The 20,652-nt window shown below is 48.4% G+C and carries 15 protein-coding genes, 3 tRNA genes, 1 rRNA gene and 1 pseudogene; 8 read left to right on the forward strand and 12 right to left on the reverse strand.

Going from position 1 to position 20,652, the window contains the following annotated elements; all coding sequences use genetic code 11:
• Positions 1-130: 130 nt before the first annotated feature.
• The 3 genes from FAH66_RS06655 to FAH66_RS06665 form a co-directional block, all read right to left on the reverse strand.
• Positions 131-206, reverse strand: a tRNA-Ala gene (locus tag FAH66_RS06655).
• Between the two features lie 5 nt (positions 207-211).
• Positions 212-288 (reverse strand) — tRNA-Ile (locus FAH66_RS06660).
• Between the two features lie 105 nt (positions 289-393).
• Positions 394-1,934, reverse strand: a 16S ribosomal RNA gene (locus FAH66_RS06665).
• Between the two features lie 525 nt (positions 1,935-2,459).
• On the opposite strand from FAH66_RS06665, the gene thrB reads away from it, so the two are divergent.
• Entirely contained in the window at positions 2,460-3,377 is a 918-nt protein-coding gene (gene thrB, locus FAH66_RS06670) for a homoserine kinase (protein WP_137041109.1), read from the forward strand.
• Between the two features lie 42 nt (positions 3,378-3,419).
• Here the strand turns inward: thrB and FAH66_RS06675 are convergent, their stop codons facing one another.
• The 4 genes from FAH66_RS06675 to FAH66_RS06690 all read right to left on the reverse strand — a co-directional run bounded on the left by FAH66_RS06675 (position 3,420) and on the right by FAH66_RS06690 (position 8,412).
• Positions 3,420-4,946 (reverse strand): DHA2 family efflux MFS transporter permease subunit, encoded by a 1,527-nt coding sequence (locus FAH66_RS06675; protein WP_137041110.1) that lies wholly within the window; start codon positions 4,944-4,946, stop codon positions 3,420-3,422.
• Between the two features lie 101 nt (positions 4,947-5,047).
• Positions 5,048-6,238, reverse strand: a complete 1,191-nt coding sequence (locus tag FAH66_RS06680) for an HlyD/EmrA/EmrK family protein (RefSeq protein WP_070748287.1) — start codon at positions 6,236-6,238, stop codon at positions 5,048-5,050.
• 223 nt (positions 6,239-6,461) lie between these two features.
• Positions 6,462-7,868, reverse strand: a complete 1,407-nt coding sequence (locus tag FAH66_RS06685; protein WP_137041111.1) for an efflux transporter outer membrane subunit — start codon at positions 7,866-7,868, stop codon at positions 6,462-6,464.
• A 49-nt stretch (positions 7,869-7,917) separates the two neighbouring features.
• Positions 7,918-8,412, reverse strand: coding sequence for a MarR family transcriptional regulator (locus tag FAH66_RS06690; RefSeq protein ID WP_070630393.1), 495 nt, complete (start codon positions 8,410-8,412; stop codon positions 7,918-7,920).
• A 295-nt stretch (positions 8,413-8,707) separates the two neighbouring features.
• On the opposite strand from FAH66_RS06690, the gene FAH66_RS06695 reads away from it, so the two are divergent.
• Positions 8,708-9,589: a prephenate dehydrogenase gene (locus FAH66_RS06695; RefSeq protein ID WP_003685796.1), complete on the forward strand. Its 882-nt coding sequence runs from the start codon at positions 8,708-8,710 to the stop codon at positions 9,587-9,589.
• Between the two features lie 108 nt (positions 9,590-9,697).
• Here FAH66_RS06695 and hisD read toward each other — a convergent pair whose 3' ends face one another.
• The 4 genes from hisD to FAH66_RS06715 all read right to left on the reverse strand — a co-directional run bounded on the left by hisD (position 9,698) and on the right by FAH66_RS06715 (position 13,234).
• Positions 9,698-10,990: a histidinol dehydrogenase gene (gene hisD, locus FAH66_RS06700; RefSeq protein ID WP_137041112.1), complete on the reverse strand. Its 1,293-nt coding sequence runs from the start codon at positions 10,988-10,990 to the stop codon at positions 9,698-9,700.
• 71 nt (positions 10,991-11,061) lie between these two features.
• Positions 11,062-11,787, reverse strand: a complete 726-nt coding sequence (gene nfsA, locus FAH66_RS06705) for an oxygen-insensitive NADPH nitroreductase (RefSeq protein WP_137041113.1) — start codon at positions 11,785-11,787, stop codon at positions 11,062-11,064.
• A gap of 48 nt (positions 11,788-11,835) precedes the next feature.
• Positions 11,836-12,489, reverse strand: a complete 654-nt coding sequence (gene hisG / locus FAH66_RS06710) for an ATP phosphoribosyltransferase (RefSeq protein WP_070814280.1) — start codon at positions 12,487-12,489, stop codon at positions 11,836-11,838.
• Positions 12,490-12,571: 82 nt separating this feature from the next.
• On the reverse strand, positions 12,572-13,234 hold the full coding sequence (locus FAH66_RS06715; RefSeq protein ID WP_137041114.1) for an SCO family protein: 663 nt from the start codon (positions 13,232-13,234) through the stop codon (positions 12,572-12,574).
• A gap of 288 nt (positions 13,235-13,522) precedes the next feature.
• On the opposite strand from FAH66_RS06715, the gene FAH66_RS06720 reads away from it, so the two are divergent.
• From FAH66_RS06720 to ilvC, 5 genes are all read left to right on the forward strand, one after another.
• Positions 13,523-13,607, forward strand: a tRNA-Leu gene (locus FAH66_RS06720).
• A gap of 389 nt (positions 13,608-13,996) precedes the next feature.
• A complete protein-coding gene (gene ilvB, locus FAH66_RS06725) occupies positions 13,997-15,724 on the forward strand; it encodes a biosynthetic-type acetolactate synthase large subunit (RefSeq protein WP_049329575.1) in 1,728 nt (575 codons plus the stop codon).
• A gap of 10 nt (positions 15,725-15,734) precedes the next feature.
• Entirely contained in the window at positions 15,735-16,226 is a 492-nt protein-coding gene (ilvN, locus tag FAH66_RS06730) for an acetolactate synthase small subunit (RefSeq protein ID WP_003685820.1), read from the forward strand.
• 66 nt (positions 16,227-16,292) lie between these two features.
• The gene (locus FAH66_RS06735; RefSeq protein ID WP_049329574.1) at positions 16,293-16,586 is read left to right on the forward strand and encodes a putative quinol monooxygenase; all 294 of its coding nucleotides are present in this window, start codon (positions 16,293-16,295) and stop codon (positions 16,584-16,586) included.
• A gap of 61 nt (positions 16,587-16,647) precedes the next feature.
• Positions 16,648-17,661, forward strand: a complete 1,014-nt coding sequence (gene ilvC, locus FAH66_RS06740; protein ID WP_003680040.1) for a ketol-acid reductoisomerase — start codon at positions 16,648-16,650, stop codon at positions 17,659-17,661.
• A gap of 291 nt (positions 17,662-17,952) precedes the next feature.
• Here the strand turns inward: ilvC and FAH66_RS06745 are convergent.
• Positions 17,953-18,777 (reverse strand): annotated as a pseudogene (locus FAH66_RS06745) (integrase core domain-containing protein); the annotation flags it as partial.
• A gap of 69 nt (positions 18,778-18,846) precedes the next feature.
• Between FAH66_RS06745 and FAH66_RS06750 the strand changes: the two are divergent.
• On the forward strand, positions 18,847-20,367 hold the full coding sequence (locus FAH66_RS06750) for a hypothetical protein (protein WP_137041115.1): 1,521 nt from the start codon (positions 18,847-18,849) through the stop codon (positions 20,365-20,367).
• Positions 20,368-20,652: the final 285 nt, after the last annotated feature.

Raw genomic sequence — 20,652 nt, forward strand, 5'->3', positions numbered from 1 at the left:
AACAAACTCATTGTCTTTGTTTGTTGATTTCGGCTTTCCAATTTGTTAAAGATCGATGCGTCGATATTTCACTTCGCAAATCAAAATAAGCTGCTAAGTATAGCAGGCTTCCTTTGATTTGTAAAGTTCTTGGTGGAGGCAAACGGGATCGAACCGATGACCCCCTGCTTGCAAAGCAGGTGCTCTACCAACTGAGCTATGCCCCCGTTCTTGGTGGGTCTGGGAGGACTTGAACCTCCGACCCCACGCTTATCAAGCGTGTGCTCTAACCAGCTGAGCTACAAACCCGGATTCTCTTCTTAAGCGAATCTTGTCTTCACTCAAGCTTTTCTCTTCCGCATCTTTTACAGTTTACCGATAAGTGTGAATGCATCAGACCTCCTCTTTCTCTAGAAAGGAGGTGATCCAGCCGCAGGTTCCCCTACGGCTACCTTGTTACGACTTCACCCCAGTCATGAAGCATACCGTGGTAAGCGGGCTCCTTGCGGTTACCCTACCTACTTCTGGTATCCCCCACTCCCATGGTGTGACGGGCGGTGTGTACAAGACCCGGGAACGTATTCACCGCAGTATGCTGACCTGCGATTACTAGCGATTCCGACTTCATGCACTCGAGTTGCAGAGTGCAATCCGGACTACGATCGGTTTTGTGAGATTGGCTCCACCTCGCGGCTTGGCTACCCTCTGTACCGACCATTGTATGACGTGTGAAGCCCTGGTCATAAGGGCCATGAGGACTTGACGTCATCCCCACCTTCCTCCGGCTTGTCACCGGCAGTCTCATTAGAGTGCCCAACTAAATGATGGCAACTAATGACAAGGGTTGCGCTCGTTGCGGGACTTAACCCAACATCTCACGACACGAGCTGACGACAGCCATGCAGCACCTGTGTTACGGCTCCCGAAGGCACTCCTCCGTCTCTGGAGGATTCCGTACATGTCAAGACCAGGTAAGGTTCTTCGCGTTGCATCGAATTAATCCACATCATCCACCGCTTGTGCGGGTCCCCGTCAATTCCTTTGAGTTTTAATCTTGCGACCGTACTCCCCAGGCGGTCAATTTCACGCGTTAGCTACGCTACTAAGCAATCAAGTTGCCCAACAGCTAATTGACATCGTTTAGGGCGTGGACTACCAGGGTATCTAATCCTGTTTGCTACCCACGCTTTCGAGCATGAACGTCAGTGTTATCCCAGGAGGCTGCCTTCGCCATCGGTATTCCTCCACATCTCTACGCATTTCACTGCTACACGTGGAATTCTACCTCCCTCTGACACACTCTAGTCACCCAGTTCAGAACGCAGTTCCCAGGTTGAGCCCGGGGATTTCACATCCTGCTTAAGTAACCGTCTGCGCTCGCTTTACGCCCAGTAATTCCGATTAACGCTCGCACCCTACGTATTACCGCGGCTGCTGGCACGTAGTTAGCCGGTGCTTATTCTTCAGGTACCGTCATCAGACAGGGGTATTAACCCTATCCTTTTCTTCCCTGACAAAAGTCCTTTACAACCCGAAGGCCTTCTTCAGACACGCGGCATGGCTGGATCAGGCTTGCGCCCATTGTCCAAAATTCCCCACTGCTGCCTCCCGTAGGAGTCTGGGCCGTGTCTCAGTCCCAGTGTGGCGGATCATCCTCTCAGACCCGCTACTGATCGTCGCCTTGGTAGGCCTTTACCCCACCAACTAGCTAATCAGATATCGGCCGCTCGAATAACGCAAGGCCCGAAGGTCCCCTGCTTTCCTCCTCAGAGAATATGCGGTATTAGCTAATCTTTCGATTAGTTATCCCCCATTACTCGGTACGTTCCGATATATTACTCACCCGTTCGCCACTCGCCACCCAAGAAGCAAGCTTCTCTGTGCTGCCGTCCGACTTGCATGTGTAAAGCATGCCGCCAGCGTTCAATCTGAGCCAGGATCAAACTCTTATGTTCAATCTCTAACTTATAACTTCTGGTCTGCTTCAAAGAAACCGACAGGACAATGTCTAAAACATCATCTTGTCTGTCTTTCAAACAGTGTGAGGCCTAATGCACTCACACTTATCGGTAATCTGTTTTTTAAAGAGCAAATCGAATTATACAGTACATTTAGCAAATGTCAACTAAAATTATCGAAAATTTCAACCAGCTGTGTTATACTGTCTGCTTCGTTTTCTTCACCGCGTCAGCAGCGAAGAACCGAACTATACGCCTCACAACAAAACCAGTCAACACCTTTCGCAAAATTATTTCTAGAAATTTAACCACTTCCCTGTTTTAACAGGGTTTTTATTTGATAAAAACACTATCAAACTTTCTACACTATCCATACATACAAAAAAATACACGAAACAAAGGCCGTCTGAAATGCTCTTTCAGACGGCCTTTTGAATTTAACCCTCGCTTTAATTTATATTGTTGGCGCTTGTTTTTTGGTATGATGTTTCCTTGATTTTTTATATCAGCCTCGAGTTTGCTATGTCTGTCTATACCAGTGTTTCCGACGCTCAAATGCGTGATTTCCTACTGCAATATGATTTGGGAGATTTTGTTTCTTTGCAGGGGATTGCTCAAGGAATTACTAATAGTAATTATTTCTTGACTACTTCAACCGGTCGTTATGTATTGACTGTTTTTGAGGTTTTAAAATCAGATGAACTGCCTTTCTTTTTAGAACTCAACCAGCATTTGAGTCTGAATGGTGTTGCCTGCGCTGCTCCGATTGCTCGTAAAGATGGCGGACTGCATTCTATTTTGGCCGGAAAACCGGCTTGTTTGGTTACTTGTTTGAATGGTTCTGATACTGGCTGGCCAACTGAAGCTCAATGCTTCCATACCGGTGCTATGCTGGCCAAAATGCATTTAGCCGGCCAAGACTTTCCTTTAAAAATGAAAAATCCTCGTTATGATGACTGGTGGCGCGATGCCTGCACTCAATTGCTGCCTGTTTTAGATTCTGAGGATGCCGCACTACTTCAATCTGAAATTGCTGCTTTAGATGAAAATCTAGGAGAGCATTTGCCCTCCGGTATTATCCATGCCGATTTATTTAAGGACAACGTATTGCTTAATGGAGATGAAGTTTCCGGCTTTATCGATTTCTATTATGCCTGTAACGGTAATTTCATGTACGACCTGGCAATTGCGGTTAACGATTGGGCACGAACAGCTGATAACAAGTTAGACCCTGTCCTTTATGATGCCTTTATCCACGGCTATGAAAGCGTACGTCCATTATCTGATGAAGAACGCGCGTATTTTCCTACTGCACAAAGAGCCGGATGTATTCGTTTCTGGGTATCTCGCCTGCTCGATTTCCATTTCCCTCAATCAGGAGAAATGACGTTTATTAAAGATCCAAATGCATTTAGAGATCTATTATTGAGTCTTAAATAATATATAGATAAAAGGCCGTCTGGAATTCAGACGGCCTTTTATCTAATGCCCTCCCCCGCCGGAACCGCTAAACGGAGGTCTTGCCAACCAAATAATGGGGATCATGCTGATGAATATGATACTGCCTGCCAAAAAGATTTCATTTGAGCCAATAATAAAGCCTTGCTGGGAAATGGTACTATTTATCGCCTCCAAAGCCTGTTCCTTGCTCAGACCATTGGCCATCATGCCTTGAATAGATTGGTTGCTGATTGAGGACAATAAATTAACATGTTCGGTCAGTTGAGTATGGTGCAGAGCTTCGCGCCGTTCCCACATGGTGCTGACAACGGACACTCCGACACCGCCCATAAAGACCCGCAAAAAGTTAGACAGGCTACTGGCCGAGGCAATTTGATTGCCTTTCATATGCGACAAGGTGATACTGGTCAGAGGTAGGAAGAACATGGCTACGCCTAAACCCTGCCAAAACTGCGGCCATACGACGTTGCTCATATCCATTCCGGCATAGAAATCGGTGCGCCAATGGAATGTGTAGGCAAATACCAAGAAGCTGGCACTGACAAACAGGCGCATATCGACTCGATTCCCGAACTTACCGATAATCGGCGACAGAATAATCGGCAGGAAGCCCACCGGTGCAGCAGCCAAACCTGCCCAAGTAGCGGTATAACCAAGATTTGATTGCAGCACTAAAGGCAGCAGGGTCAATGTGCCCATATAGACCATAAAGCCCAACGATGTAGCAACGACGCCTATTGTGAAGTTTCTATTTTTAAACAATGACAAATCGACAATCGGGTATTTCTCGCCCAGCTCCCAAACAATAAAATATGTTAGGAACACCAAAGCGGTAACGCCCAAAACGATAATCTCTCCCGAGGCAAACCAGTCCAATTCCTTGCCTCTATCAAGCATCATTTGCAATGCGCCGATACCGACAATCATCAACACCAGCCCAACATAATCGATTGGCGCCCTGACGATTTCAGTTTCCCTGTGTCTAAGCTGCTTCCAAGAAATAGTTGCAGACAAAATCCCGATCGGGATATTGATAAAGAAAATCCATCCCCAATGCCAGTTGTCCGAGATCCAACCACCCAAAATCGGCCCCAATACAGGAGCAACAACGACGGTCATCGCCCATAAGGCCAGTGCCAATGTTCGTTTTTCAGGCGGATAGGAAGCCATCAACAGGCTTTGTGACAAGGGAATCAATGGTCCGGCGATGAAGCCTTGCAATACACGGAAAAAAACCAAGGCTTGAAGATTATGCGCAATGCCACACAGCCATGACGTTACGACAAACCCGATCACAGCGGCGATAAAGATTTTGACCTCGCCAAACCGCTTGGCCAAAAAACCTGTCAGAGGAACGGAAATGGCATTGGCTACGGCAAATGAGGTAATCACCCAAGTCCCCTGCGTGGTAGCCGCACCCAAATCCCCTGCAATAACAGGCACGGCGACGTTGGCGATGGTGCTGTCCAAGACTTCCATAAATACGGCCAAGCTGAGCGCCAAAGTTGCCAACACCAGCTTAAACCCTTGTAACGGCGGATAATTCATATTTATAAACTATAAGACAACCGCCAAAGCGGTCGGTTGAAGAGAATCAATATTTCAGACGGCCTGAGCCTTCAATAAAAGACTCAGGCCGTCTGAAAAGATTATTTTGCGTATTGCTCGAAGATTTTATCGACTAAAGCATCGGCGGCTTTCCAATCCACACTTTCTGTTTCCGGCAATGCAGTATTTCGTTCCGCTTCGGCAGTCATGGCTTTACCGCTGCCCTTCTCGGCAATATCAACTTTAACAGTCATCGACAAACCGACACGGAGCGGATTTTGTTGCAATTCTTTGGCATCCAAACTGATACGCACCGGCACACGTTGCACAACTTTAATCCAGTTGCCCGTTGCGTTTTGCGCCGGCAGTAATGAGAACGCACTGCCCGTACCGGCCGACAAGCCCATTACCTTGCCATGGTAAACTACTTTACTTCCGTACAAATCGGCTGTCATTTCAACAGGCTGGCCGATTTTCATTTTGCGCAGTTGCGATTCTTTAAAGTTGGCATCCACCCACAATTCAGACAGAGGCACAACGGCCATCATCGGCGTACCTTGTACGATACGCTGGCCGACTTGGACATTGCGTTTGGCAATTTGGCCGCTAATCGGCGAACGGATTTGCGTACGTTGCAGATTCAGCCAGGCGTCTTTGATGTGGCTGATGGCCGTTTGAACTGCCGGTTGTTGGCGCAGAGGAATATTGTTGCCCAACGCTGCCTGAGCAGAAACTTCTTCCGCCTCAACCGCTTTCACTGCAGCCTGAGCCTGAACCACAGCGGCGCGGGCATGGCTGAGTTCTTCGCCGGAAACCGCTTCCGTACCCGCCAAAGATTCACGGCGGCGCAAATCGGCTTGTGCACGGGCCAAATCGGCTTTGCGCAACAACACTTGCGCTTTGGCTTTAGAATTGACCGCAGCTTGCTGCTTGTTTTGACGGATGGCCTGAATCAATTCATTTTGCGCGCGATCGTATGCCAGCTGAAAATCGCTGTCGTCCAAAGCCACCAACACATCGCCTTTTTTCACGACATCCGTATCGTCATACATGACTTTGCGCACCGTGCCGTTCACCTGCGGCGTAATCATCACCAAATGACCGGCCACATAAGCATCTTCCGTTTCTTCTTCATGCTGCCAAAACAGGAAATACGCCAAAGCAACTCCTGCTGCCGCAATAAGGAATAGAAGCGTAACGATAACCAAATTGCGTTTGCGATGCGTTTTAGCGCCGGAAGCGGCTACTTCCGGTTCTTTTTGGACATTATTTTTTTCTGATTGAGTATCCATAAGTCCCAACTTTAATTCTGCACATGTGATAACGATATTATTGTCTTGCTGGGCGCTGACTTATACCATCAGTCCCCAATACGCGCGTTTAACGCGCTAAAGGGTCATATTCTATAGTTACACTCTATTCATTACAATAATTTCTTCCGGTAGCAAATGTAAATAAGGTAAGCAAAAGGCCGTCTGAAATTACTTTCAGACGGCCTACGTTTTGATAAAACATTTATTTCTTATTTAATTGAAAGCCTCCGCCCAACTGGGCATTGAGGTCACTCCAAGCTGTCAGATATTCTGCATGGTATTGAACCGCAGACATTTTTGTACGCGCAGCTTCGTCTTGTTTTTGCAAAGCGGTCAAGCCGTTATCCAAACCTGCACGAACACGTCCTTTCGCATTTTGTACAGATTTATCCGCGATATTGACCATCTTATTCCAAGTATCTTGTCGGCTTTTCAGGCTTTGATAGTCGACTACGGCATCTGCCGCCGAACGCATGGCGTTCAAAACGGTTTGGTCATACACGGCAACCTGCTCGTTATATTGGGCACGTTTGCCCGCCAATTTCGATTGCAGCGCCCCGGAAGTAAATAATGGCAGATTCAAAGCCGGAACGATGCCCAACATACCGGAGGTTCGTCCGCGAATCAGATTGAACGCATCAATGTGCGTCATACCCGCCAAAACTTTTAACTCGATATTCGGGTAAAACTCTGCTTCGGTCGATTTGACAATATGCCATTTCTCTTCAAGCAAGGCTTTTTGCGCTGCGATATCGGGGCGTGCCGCCAGTAAATCCGCTTCGATACGGTTAACCGGCAATGACGGCACAGCCGCCATTTTTTCCGGAACCTGTCCATTCAATGCGCCCGGTACACGGCCGGTCAATACAGCCAGGCTGTTGCGGATTTTCTCATTTTTCTGAGTCCATGCCGATTTTTCAAGCTGCAATTGTTGTTGCGCCATTTCCAAAGAGTGCAAGGCATCGGCTGGAGCCAACTGCGCTTTAACGCGTTGTTGCATCAGTTTCAATGCCTTATCCGCCAGCTCTATGCGCGTATCCAGCAAAGCCAGTTGTTCTGTCGCCATCTGCCACGCAAAATATTGGGCGGCAACGGCGTGAGCCAACTCGGTGCGGATATGATGCGCTTCATACACTGCAGCCCTGCTTTTTCCTAAAACAGCTTGAATCTGCTCTCGGTTTTTACCCCAAAAGTCGAAAACCAAACTGCCTTGTAAGGCTGCGTTCGCCAAAACCAATGTATGGTCGGTATCGACCATACCGGCTTGAGGTTTGGATGAAACATAGGTACCAATACCAGTTACACCCAAGCCGACTTGCGGTTTGTTTGCGGCTCCTACAACGCCCAGCTGCGCCTGAGCCTGCTCAAACCTTGCCTTGACGACACGCAGATTGGTAGACGTCTGAATCGCGGAAGCAATCAAATTGTTTAATTTTTTATCTTTCAGCTTCATCCACCAGCCGTCTTGGGCAGTAGCGGCAGATTGGCCTTGCGGCAGCGGATAGGCTGTTGTCTCATCCAAAGGCGACTGTTTACCGAACGGCGCACATGCCGCCAACAGCGAAACAGCGGCAACGCATACGCTTGATTTGACCAAACCTAATTTCATACAGACTCCGTTTATGTGTGCCTGCCGCAGACCATCAGGCCGTCTGTTGTTAATTGCCCAAACGGTTCAACAGTTTACCTAATAGGTGTTGCAGCGTATCATAATCCTCTTTCGTGAAATCTTCCCACGCCTGGCCGCTCTGACGGGCAATTTGCGGCCATACTTCGTGGATGAAGGTCTCACCTGAAGGGGTCAATTTTAGCACAATCTGACGGCGGTCTTTTTGATTGATATAACGCTCTACCCAGCCGCGCCCAACCATATCGTCCGACAGGCGTGTCGCACTGGTGCGCGTCAAGTCCATCAGGTCGCTCAAGCGCGAAGGCAGGATTTCGCTGTTTGGGCTGACGTAAACCGCCATCAGGGAAAACCACAGGTTTTCATTGATGCCGAACGCTTTCAGGTTTTCGTTCAAATGGCTGCTCAAACGTTCGGTTACAATGCGCAACATGCGGGATACTTGGTTTTGCTGCTCTGGAAACTGCGGCAGACGGGTAGAAAGCAAACGCATTGCGTTGACTAATTCGGTTTGTGAAAAACTCATAAATTCCTTCTTTCTGAGTGAATTATTTTATTCGATATCAATCAAAATAAAATATGATGTAATAATTTACTTTAAGATACCAATCACTTACTTTAAGACGTTATACTGATTCAGATGATTATTTTAGTGTATGAAAATCTGATAATCGGTTACATGCTCCTACTAAACGGGGTTTTCTATGCCTAAATCATGAAAATTCGACCATAAAAAGGCCGTCTGAAACCTTGATGACAACTTTCAGACGGCCTCCATAACGGATTAAAATAAGCTTTTCCACTTGTACCGGATTCAAACCATGAACACTTCCGCCTTTTTTCCCCATATCACCCTTATCGGCGTCGGTTTAATCGGCGGATCGTTCATGCTCGACCTCAAACGCTTGGGACTGGTGCAAACCGTTACCGGTATCGATACCAATGCCGACAACCTCAATTACGCACTCGAATGCGGCATCATTGACCATGCCTATCCGAATATTTGCGCCGAAAGCATTAGCAATGCCGATTTGGTTTTGATTGCCACGCCTGTCTCCGTCCTGCCTGACGTATGCCGCGACATCAAGCCCTTCTTAAAAGACACTGCCTGCGTTTCCGATGTCGGCAGCACCAAACAATCGGCACTCAATGCCTTCCGCACCCACTTATCCGACCGCCTGCCGCAATGTTTTGCTGCCCACCCGATAGCTGGATCGGATCAAAGCGGAGCAAAATCCGCGCGTTGCGGTTTGTTTCAAAACAGCCGCCTTATCATTACGCCACACGGCCAAGAGGCTTCAGACGGCCTGAGACGGCTGAAAAGCCTGTGGCAGGCAGTTGGTTCGCAAATTTCCACCATGAGCGCCGAAGAACACGACAATATTTTTGCCGCCGTTTCCCACTTGCCGCACTTGGCCGCCTTTGCCTATGTCCACGCTTTGGTTGACCATCCGCACGGCAAAGACTACCTCCCCTATGCCGCCACCGGCTTTCGCGACTTTACCCGCATTGCCTCCAGCCATCCTGCCGTTTGGACAGACATCTGCATGGCCAACCGCCCTGCTCTGCTCAAACTGACCAGTGATTTAAAAGAACAATTATCCAAATTGGAACAGCTCCTTTCAGACGGCAATAAAACCGAGCTTTACCGCTATTTTGAAGAAGCCGCACAAATGCGTAATGACTGGCTGAAAAACCGTTAAACCTGTTTTCAGACGGCCTGATACCTTCTCAGCTAAAATCTTCATCACAATAAAAAGGGCATCTGTTTAGATGCCCTTTTTTGATTTCTTACGACTTCAACGTTTCACTCAGTCTTTCAAACGGAACTCAGCCGCTCTGGCGTGCGCGGTCAAGCTTTCGCCATGCGCCAACACGCTGGCGGTTTTGCCCAACTTCTGCGCCCCTTGTTCTGAAACCTGAATCAGACTGGAGCGTTTTTGGAAGTCATATGTTCCCAAAGGAGAAGAGAAACGCGCCGTGCGGCTGGTCGGTAAAACGTGGTTGGGCCCTGCGCAATAGTCGCCAAGGCTTTCACTGGTATAGCGTCCCATGAAAATAGCACCGGCGTGGCGGATTTTTTTCGCCCACTCTTGCGGATTTTCGACCGACAGTTCTAAGTGTTCGGGAGAAATATAGTTGGCGATTTCGCAGGCTTCGTCCAAATCTTTAGCCAAAATCATTGCGCCTCGGTTGCCCAATGAAGCTTCAATAATCGCACGGCGCGGCATGGTTTCAATCAAGCGGTTCATGGCCGTCTGAACTTCGTCCAAATACGCTTGAGAAGTACCAATCAAAATCGCTTGTGCAATTTCATCGTGTTCCGCCTGACTGAACAAATCCATGGCCACCCAATCGGCAGGCGTCGTACCATCGGCAATCACCAAAATTTCAGACGGCCCTGCCACCATATCGATGCCGACCACGCCGAACACGCGTCGTTTTGCCGCAGCGACAAAAGCATTGCCCGGGCCGGTAATCTTATCGACTTGAGGCACCGATTCCGTACCATAAGCCAAAGCCGCAACCGCCTGCGCACCGCCGACCGTAAATACTTTGGTTACACCGGCCACAAAAGCAGCCGCCAACACAATATCGTTGCGCTCGCCTTTCGGAGTGGGAACGACCATGATGATTTCTTTCACGCCGGCAACATGGGCAGGCATGGCGTTCATGATGACGGAACTCGGATAAGCGGCTTTACCGCCCGGAACATAAATACCGACACGGTCAAGCGGCGTAATCTGTTGGCCCAAAAGCGTGCCGTCTTCGTCTTCGTAAGTCCACGACTCCATTTTTTGGTGTTTATGGTAGCTTTCCACACGTCGCGCGGCCGTTTTCAAGGCCGTCTGAATGTTTTCGGGCAAACGCTCAAACGCAGACTGCAAATCGTCTTGCGTCAGGATTAAATCATCGATGGTTTGAGCGGATGTACCGTCAAAACGGTTGGTGTATTCAATCAGCGCCGCATCGCCGCGTTTTTGAACATCGGCGCAGATATCGGCAACAATACGGTCGATTTCAGGGTTTTGCGCGGTTTCAAAAGCGAGTAATGCTTTGAGTTCGGCTTGAAAATCAGGGAATTGGGTGTCGAGTTTCTTCATGGTTTGCTCTCTTCCTTGTTTCGTTCCTATTGTTTTCAGACGGCCTCAACCACACACAGGCCGTCTGAACATTATCTTTTCAAAAAACCTTTTTTCTGCAAAAACGCCAACATATGCGGCCGCACAGGATTACCCAAGGTTTTGGCCAGGGATTCTTTCCAAGGAATCGGGCTGCCCTTGCGTAATTCATAATAATCCGCTACTGCCTGATTATAGGCTTCAACCGCCTCGGCATTCAGGCTCGGACAAGCGTTTTCGGCATAGACCATTTCCTTAGGTAGGCGCGGTTTGAGCGGCGGGTCTTGGTCAGGATAACCGAGGCACAATCCCACCAAAGGCACGCAATAATCCGGCAGGTTCAACACATCCGACACTTTTTTCGCATTATTGCGCAACGCGCCGATATACACGCCGCCCAACCCAAGCGATTCGGCGGCAAGCAATACGTTTTGCGCCATAATGCCTGCATCGACCGCACCAATCAGGGTTACTTCCGCCCAATCAATTTGCGCATCGGGAAACATTGCCTTGTGTTTGGAAAAATCGATGCAAAACAATAAAAATTCCGCACAATGGACAATATAAGGTGCGCTTCCTGCCGCTTCATGTATCCCCTGCCTCAGCGCAAGGTCGGATACGCGGATGATGGAAACGCATTGTAGATTATTGGAAGTCGAAGCCTGTTGTCCGGCGCGAACCAGCGTATCGAGGATTTCATCAGCAATCGGCTCGGAAGTAAACCTGCGGATGGAACGATGGGAAAGAATTGTATCGAGTGTCGGTTTGCTTTGCATCATGACGGGGCTTTCAAACTGGGTTGGCAGACAGTTTTTGCCAAAAACTTTTCAGACGGCCTTAGCGGCATTTTCAAATGCCTGAATAATCGGATTCAACAGCGCATATTTGGTTTTCAACGCCGCTTTGTTGACCACCAAGCGGCTGGAAATATCAGCCACATGTTCCACAGCTTCCAAACCATTGGCCTTCAATGTATTGCCGCTGGAAACCAAATCGACAATCGCATCACTCAAACCGACCAAAGGCGCAAGCTCCATCGAACCGTACAGTTTGATGATGTCCACATGCACACCCTTGTCGGCAAAGTGTTCGGCGGCGATGTCGGGATATTTGGTGGCAATCCGCAAGCGGCTGCCGGGTTTGGAAGCGGCGGCGTAATCAAAACCTTTTTTAACTGCAACCATCATGCGGCATGAGGCGATGTGCAAATCCAAAGGTTGATACAGGCCATCTCCGCCATGCTCGATCAACACATCCTTACCGGCAATACCGAAATCCGCCGCACCATATTGCACATAAGTCGGCACATCGGTCGCGCGCACAATCACCAAACGGATATTGTCATGATTCGTACCAATAATCAGCTTACGCGATTTTTCTGGCTCTTCCGCAGGCACAATACCGGCGGCGGCCAACAGCGGTAGGGTTTCCTCAAAAATTCGCCCCTTGGATAAAGCAACCGTTAAAAGTGTGTCGGTCATTTTGTTCTTCTCCTTTGCCGTATCAAAAACAAGAAGGCCGTCTGAAATCCACAACCCATTTCAGACGGCCCCAACTACGGTTTTACAATAAAGTTTTCACATCAGCCGCAATCGTTTCCGGCTCGCTGCCATAAGGCGAGAAAATCGCCACTTCACCGTTTTTATCAATCAAATATGCGCCTGAAGAGTGGTCGACCAAATAGTTTTCGCTGTCTTCTTTTTGGTTGACTTTAGCCGATACCACACGGTATTGCTGTTTGATGACAGGCAGGCTTTGATCGCCGGTAGCCGTCAGGCCGATAAAATCAGGGTGGAACTGTTTGGCGTATTTGCCGATTACTTCAGGCGTATCGCGCTCCGGGTCGATGCTGACAAATACTACTTTCACGTCTTTAGCCTGATCGCCCAATTGTTTCAACGTGTCGCTGTAAGTCAGCAACTCGGTTGGGCATACGTCAGGACAGTGGGTATAACCGAAAGACAGGATGACCACTTTGCCTTTCAAATCGCTCAGGCTGAAAGGTTTGCCGTCGCCATCGGTCAATGTGAAATCGCCGCCAATGTCTTCTTTGCGCATATCGGTACCACGCGCTTGCACTTTGGGTGCAGACTCACCGGAAGCAGCAGGCGCAGCAGAAGCGGCAGGTGTCGAAGAAGCCTCTTTGGCCTCCTCTTTAGGCTGACAAGCAGCTAGAGCAGCCAACGCAAAAGCACTGAGTAGGAAAGTTCGTGTAACGGAAAGCATAAATTTTCTCCAAAACCGTTTCAAACAAATAAGTGCGGCCAAATAACTGCCCGGCCGATATAAAAACAAAACATCTTCATATTAACGCGTTTGACACATTAAATATAGCCCTTTTTGCAGATAAATACTGCTTTTTTTGTTTTAAAAATCTGCCTTCCATTTAGATAGTCATCAAACGCAAAAAGTTTAATTCATTAAAAATCAAACAAATATAAAAATAATCCAATTTTTTTTCAATTACTGCTTTACAAGATTCGAGAACTCGCTATAATGACCACTTCTTCGCTAGCCCAGGTGGCGAAATTGGTAGACGCAGGGGACTCAAAATCCCCCGCCGCAAGGTGTGTCGGTTCGAGTCCGACCCTGGGCACCAAATTAAAAAAACCTCTTGATTCAGTCAAGAGGTTTTTTGCTATTTATCATTTGCAAAAACCTTCTCCTTACTCAAACTGTCAACAATCCACCCACATCAAACTCAATAAAACTGTTTTTTTATTTCTTTAAAATCAAAAGATAATCTATTTTTATTCCTTAAACGTTAAAAGATGAAAGATTTTGTCTTGCTTGTACAGTCGGATTGCGTTATCGTTTCTACTCTTTTTCACAAACTCTGTGTTTCTTCCCAATTGCTTGGATAGTCTGACTGTCATCGTATTCCCTCAGTGCGCGTACCCTAAATCGCTGCTTGGTGGAATTGCATTACAGGTGCTGTGGTGAGGCGGATTGTTCCTATTGGTTTGAAACCATATAAAAGAGGTCAATATGCAATTATCTGGCGCACAAATCATCGTGCAAAGTCTCAAAGCCGAAGGTGTCGAGTATGTATTCGGCTATCCGGGCGGCGCGGTTATCGAAATCTACGATGCCCTTTTCCAACTCAATAAATTCAAGCACATCCTGGTTCGCCACGAGCAGGCAGCCGTACATGCGGCAGATGCCTATGCCCGTGTCAGCGGCAAAGTCGGCGTTGCTTTGGTAACTTCCGGCCCAGGCGTAACCAATGCGCTGACCGGCATCGCCACCGCTTACAGCGACTCCATTCCGTTAGTAGTCATCAGCGGCCAGGTGGGCAACTCCCTCATCGGGACAGACGCATTCCAAGAAGTGGATACAGTCGGCATTACCCGCCCTTGTGTCAAACACAATTTCTTGGTAACCAATATCGCTGAGTTGGCAGACACCATCAAAAAAGCTTTCCAAATCGCCGCAAGCGGCCGTCCGGGTCCCGTTGTTGTCGATGTTCCTAAAGATGTCACCCAAGCAATGGCTAAATTCAGCTATCCGCAAGAAGACATCTTCATCCGCTCTTACCAACCGGTTGTACAAGGCCACATCGGTCAAATCAAAAAAGCCGTACAAATGCTGGCTTCCGCCAAACGCCCTATTGTTTACTTTGGCGGCGGTGTGGTTTTGGGCAATGCCTCTGAGGAAATGACCAAATTCGTCCGCATGATCGGCGCTCCTTGTACCGGTACATTGATGGGCTTGGGTGCATACCCTTCCAGCGACCGCCAATTCTTGGGCATGCTGGGTATGCACGGCACTTACGAAGCCAACCTCGCCATGCAGAATGCAGACGTTGTACTGGCAATCGGTGCGCGCTTTGATGACCGCGTGATTTCCGTACCGTCCAAATTCTTTGAAAAAGCCAAAAAAATTATTCATATTGACGTTGACCCGTCCAGCATTGCCAAACGCGTCAAAGTGGATATCCCGATTGTCGGCGACGTGAAAAACGTATTGTCCGAAATGATTCAATTGTGGGGCAAACAAGAATCTGCACCTGCAGCCGACTCATTGGATAAATGGTGGAAAAGCATTGAAGAATGGCGTTCGCGCAACTGCCTGTGGTTTGATAATGAAAGCGAAATCATCAAACCGCAATACGTCATTCAAAAACTGGCCGAAATCACCAATAATTCTGCCATCATCACTTCCGACGTCGGTCAACACCAAATGTTTACCGCCCAATATTACCCATTCGAGCGTCCTCGCCAATGGCTCAATTCCGGCGGTTTAGGCACAATGGGCGTCGGCTTGCCATATGCCATCGGTGCGAAACTGGCTGCTCCTGATCAAGATGTATTCTGTATCACCGGCGAAGGCTCGATTCAGATGAACATCCAAGAGCTGTCCACCTGCTTCCAATACCGCGTTCCGGTGAACGTCGTTACCCTGAACAACGGCTATCTCGGCATGGTTCGCCAATGGCAGGAACTGTATTACGGCAACCGCGAATCGGAAACCTATTTCGATTCCCTGCCCGATTTCGTCAAACTGGCTGAAGCATACGGACACATTGGCATCCGTGTGGACAAAAAATCCGATGTTGAAGGCGCGCTTTTGGAAGCAGTCAAACAAAAAGACCGTTTGGTATTTATGGACTTCTTGACCGACAAGAAACAAAACGTGCTGCCCATGGTCGGCAACGGCAAAGGCTTGGACGAGATGGTTCTGCCGCCGCATATGCGCGAAACATTGTCAGCGTAAGGAGAGAAAAATGCGACATATCTTATCTATTCTGATGGAAAACGAATCAGGTGCGATGAGCCGTGTGGTAGGTTTGTTCTCCGCACGCGATTACAATATCGACTCCTTGGCTGTTGCACCAACCGAAGACAAAACCTTGTCTCGCATGACCATCGTTACCCATGGCGACGAACACGTTATCGAGCAAATCACCAAACAGCTCAACAAACTGATTGAAGTTATCAAAGTGGTCGATTTGAACGAAAGCCGTTTTGTCGAACGCGAGCTGATGTTGGTAAAAGTCCGCGCCGTAGGTAAAGACCGTGACGAATTCCTGCGATTGACCGAAATCTACCGTGGCAGCGTCATTGACGTAACAGACCGCAGCTACACCATCGAAATCACAGGTTCTACCGAAAAACTCGACTCTTTCCTCGAAACAGTCGGTCGTGCTCAAATTTTGGAAACCGTACGCACAGGCGCAGCCGGTATCGGTCGTGGCGAGCGTATTTTGAAAATTTAACGCTGTATCGTTCAGACGGCCTTTTACTTTCTACAAAGGCCGTCTGAAAAACAGTAGGAGACAAATATGTCAAGCATCCAAATCGTTGCATTAGTTACCGTCAAACCCGAATACACCGAGGCTCTGGCTGCCCAGTTTAAAGACTTGGTCAAAGCCAGCCGTGCAGAAGAAGGCAACATCAGCTACGACCTGCACCAAGAAATCGGCAAACCCAACCGTTTCGTATTCGTAGAAAGCTGGAAATCCCAAGCAGCTATTGACGAACACAATGCCAGCGAACATTTCCAAAACTTCGTCAAATCCATCGAAGGAAAAACCGAAGCATTGGAAATCGTCTTGATGAACCAAGTCCCCGCTTAAACCCCTATTACTTTTAACTCAACCCGGATTATCCGGAACCCTCTTACACTAAGGAAATAAAATGCAAGTTTATTACGATAAAGACGCTGACCTTTCTCTGATCAAAGGCAAAACCGTTGCCATCATCGGTTACGGTTCACAAGGTCACGCACACGCAGCAAACCTGAAAGATTCCGGCGTAAATGTCGTAATCGGTCTGCGCCAAGGCGGCTCTTGGAAAAAAGCCGAAGCAGCCGGCCACGACGTGCGCACCGTTGCTGAAGCAACCAAAGCAGCCGACGTTGTAATGATTCTGTTGCCTGACGAAAACCAACCTATCGTATACAAAAACGAAATCGAGCCTAACTTGAAAGAAGGTGCAGTATTGGCGTTTGCCCACGGCTTCAACGTACACTACAACCAAATCGTACCTCGCGCCGACCTCGACGTTATCATGATCGCCCCTAAAGGCCCCGGCCACACCGTACGCAGCGAATTCCTGAAAGGCGGCGGCGTACCTTCCCTGATCGCCGTTTACCAAGATAAAAGTGGCAAAGCCAAAGACATCGCCCTGTCTTACGCAGCAGCCAACGGCGGCACTAAAGGCGGCGTAATCGAAACCAACTTCCGCGAAGAAACCGAAACCGACCTCTTCGGCGAACAAGCCGTATTGTGCGGCGGTGTGGTCGAGTTGATTAAAACCGGCTTCGAAACCCTGACCGAAGCAGGCTACGCGCCCGAAATGGCCTATTTCGAGTGTCTGCACGAAATGAAGCTCATCGTTGACCTGATTTACGAAGGCGGCATCGCCAACATGAACTACTCCATTTCCAACAACGCGGAGTACGGCGAATACGTTACCGGCGTGGAAGTTATCAACGATAAATCGCGCGAGGCCATGCGCAACGCCTTGAAACGCATCCAAACCGGCGAATACGCCAAAATGTTCATCCAAGAAGGTGCCGTCAACTACGCCAGCATGACTGCCCGCCGCCGCCTGACTGCCGACCACCAAATCGAAAAAGTTGGCGCACAACTGCGTTCTATGATGCCTTGGATCGCTAAAAACAAACTGGTTGACCAAGACAAAAACTAATCTGTCTTTCAAACAAATGAAACCTGCCTGATTACTCAGGCAGGTTTTTATAATTTTAAAACCCAATACACTATAAATCTCACTCAACAAGGCCGTCTGAAGACAATATAAACGACATTTAAACTCCAACCTCAATGCCGTCTTTTATGATTCTCCTAAAATTTCCTTTTAAAAAAACATATTACGAAATAAACGACTATTTTCCATACCTACTCTGTCTGCAAAAAACAACGTTTCCCAACAAAATACGCCTAAAACAAGAGAAAAATTTGTTTTCTTAAGCCATAACCTGTAGGAAAACGTTGCGTTGTTTACACCACAGGTTGAGAATGAAGCCTGCAAGACCTCAAACGGCGTATCGCCGTTCAAACTGCGGTGCGGCTTCACAGTGTTATAGAAATTAACAAAGCGGCACAACTCCTTTCGCCAGTGTTCCGGACTGTCAAACAACTGTTTCCCATGCCACATCTCCATCAGGGTGCGGATAACCCGTTCCGCCTTACCGTTGGTCTGCGGACGGGCAACCCGGGTAAACTTTTGACCAATCCCGTTCTCATAACAGGCTACACCGAAAGCATGGTTGGCCGAGCCTTTATATTCCGTACCGTTGTCGGAGTAAACGCACTCAATCAGGTATGGACAGGGATCAATCAGGTGTCCAGTCAGAAACTTGGCGGCACTGTCTGCAGTTTTGTCCGGCAAAATGGCGGAGTATAGCTCCCTTGAGAAATCGTCGATGGCGACAAACAGGTAATCCCGATTATCGGTGGCTTTCTGCCCTTTGAGCAGCGGCAGCCGTTTGGTATCGAGATGTACCAGCTCTCCGGGGTAGGATTTATTGTAGCGTTTGGCCTGCCTTTTGAGTTTTTCCTGAATGCCGCGTTCTACCTTGGCCAGGCGTTTCATTCCGTACTTTGCCTGTTTGAAACGGTTGTTGGTACTGGTTTGGGGTTTGAGCAGTCTGCCCCTTGCGGCTTTAAGTGCGCGGTAAATGGTGACGCGGCAGACTTGGTAGCGGCGTGCCAGGGAGGTGACGCTTTCCTTTTCCTGCGTGTAGGCCAGCCAAATGGCTTGGCGGTGGTGCGGGGTGAGACGGGTGTTTTTGTGCATGTTCATGTTTCAGTATTCTCCTGGAAATACTGTAAACAACGCTACTAGTTTCTACATACCGATGCCGGTGATGTTGTGTCTGTCGGTTCTCAAGGTTACGAACGTCAAATTATCAACGTAGCTCCTGGCGATATTTCTGCTACTTCTACTGATGCGATCAACGGCTCACAGCTTTATGGTGTATTGAGTGCGCTCGAACGCATTCGTTATTTCTCTGTTAAGTCAACTGATGGCAGTACTGACGGCACCAAAAACTGGAATAACGATGGTGCGAAAGGTGCAAACTCAATTGCCATTGGCCCATCTGCATCTACAACAAGCGCAGCCACAAATGGTGTCGCTATCGGTAATCAGGCAAATGTTACAGGCGTCAATGCTGTTGCTTTGGGTAACGGTACTACTGCTTCTGTTCAAGACTCTGTCGCTTTGGGCAATGGTGCTGTCGGCGCGGCCAATAATTTTGATGCAACAGCTAAAAATGCCTCATTCAAAAACGATAGCGGCGCTGCGACCAATGTCAGCTATGCTGCTTCTTCATCTTCTAAAACAGGCGCGGTTTCTGTAGGCAGCGCAGGCAATGAGCGCCAAATCCAGAATGTTGCCGCAACTTCGACCGATGCAGTTAATGGTAGCCAACTGTACACAGTCATGAATAATGTTGGACATAATATCCAACAAAACGGTACAGACAAATCCCGCATCAATAACAACGGTACGGTCAACTACGCTAATGGCAACTTGACGACCGTTGCAGTTACCGATGGCGAGAATGCATCAAAAGTTCAAATCAACGTCACTCAAGGCACATTGTCTGTCGATAATAATGGTACAGTGTCCGCACCGACTGCCGGTGTAGCGACTGCCGGCGATGTAGCCAATGCCATCAATAATGCCAAAACCACAACCAAGGTAGCGGCAGGCAGCAACACGCATGTCAATAAAACAACTTCAGGCAAAGAAACCACTTATACCGTCAGCGCAGATAAAGCAACGGTACAAGTTTCCAATGCTTTGAATCTGACCTCTAATATTACAACTGCAGCCGATGGTGCAGTCACAACTAATTACAGTATCGATCTCGCTCAAAGCACCAAAGCCGACATCCAAAAAGGCGTGGACGCCAAAACCGCCGTTGACAGCAAAGGCCTGACCTTCAACGGCGACAGCGGCAGCACCAATGTCGAAAAACTGGGCTCCACCGTGACCGTTGCCGGCGACGACAACATCACCACCGCAGCCCAGGGCGATACAGTGACCGTCAAGCTGAAAAAAGACCTGGTAATAGACAGCGTCAAAGCCGGCGATACCACCGTGAACAACGACGGAGTGAAAGTAGGCGACGATGTCGCATTGACCCAGGACGGCGTTAAAGCAGGCGATGTCAAACTGACCAAAGACGGTTTGAACAACGCCGGCAACAAAGTGACCAACGTAGCCGCCGGTACCGACGATACCGACGTCGTCAACTACGGTCAGCTGAAAGAGACCTGGGTGCGAATATACGCTAAGCAACAAGATAGCAGGCTGTATATCAACTCTCCCAATGATTTTGGTGCGGCATATTGTACGCAAAAACCAGATGCATGCTGTTTTTAAAAGAATTTCATGAATCAGGCCGCACCCTCTTTAGAGAGTAAACCTGAATGGCTATAGAAACTTGGGAGTCCAAGACATGGGATACCTGCCTTTTCTCCTGCAGGTTGCTTTATTCTGGTGGACTCCCTCTACTGTTGCAAAAAAGCGATACATTTCTCCGTACATCAACAGGGGGGGGCTGGAATATTTTCAAAATAAAGATAAAATGGGGAAATTTTACCCCCATGTTTGCCTCGTAAAACGAAATTCTTGTACTTACGGGCCGAATGGTTCGTGCAGGTAAGT

Source organism: Neisseria subflava, from assembly GCF_005221305.1.
In the GTDB taxonomy this organism is placed as follows: Bacteria; Pseudomonadota; Gammaproteobacteria; order Burkholderiales; family Neisseriaceae; genus Neisseria; species Neisseria subflava.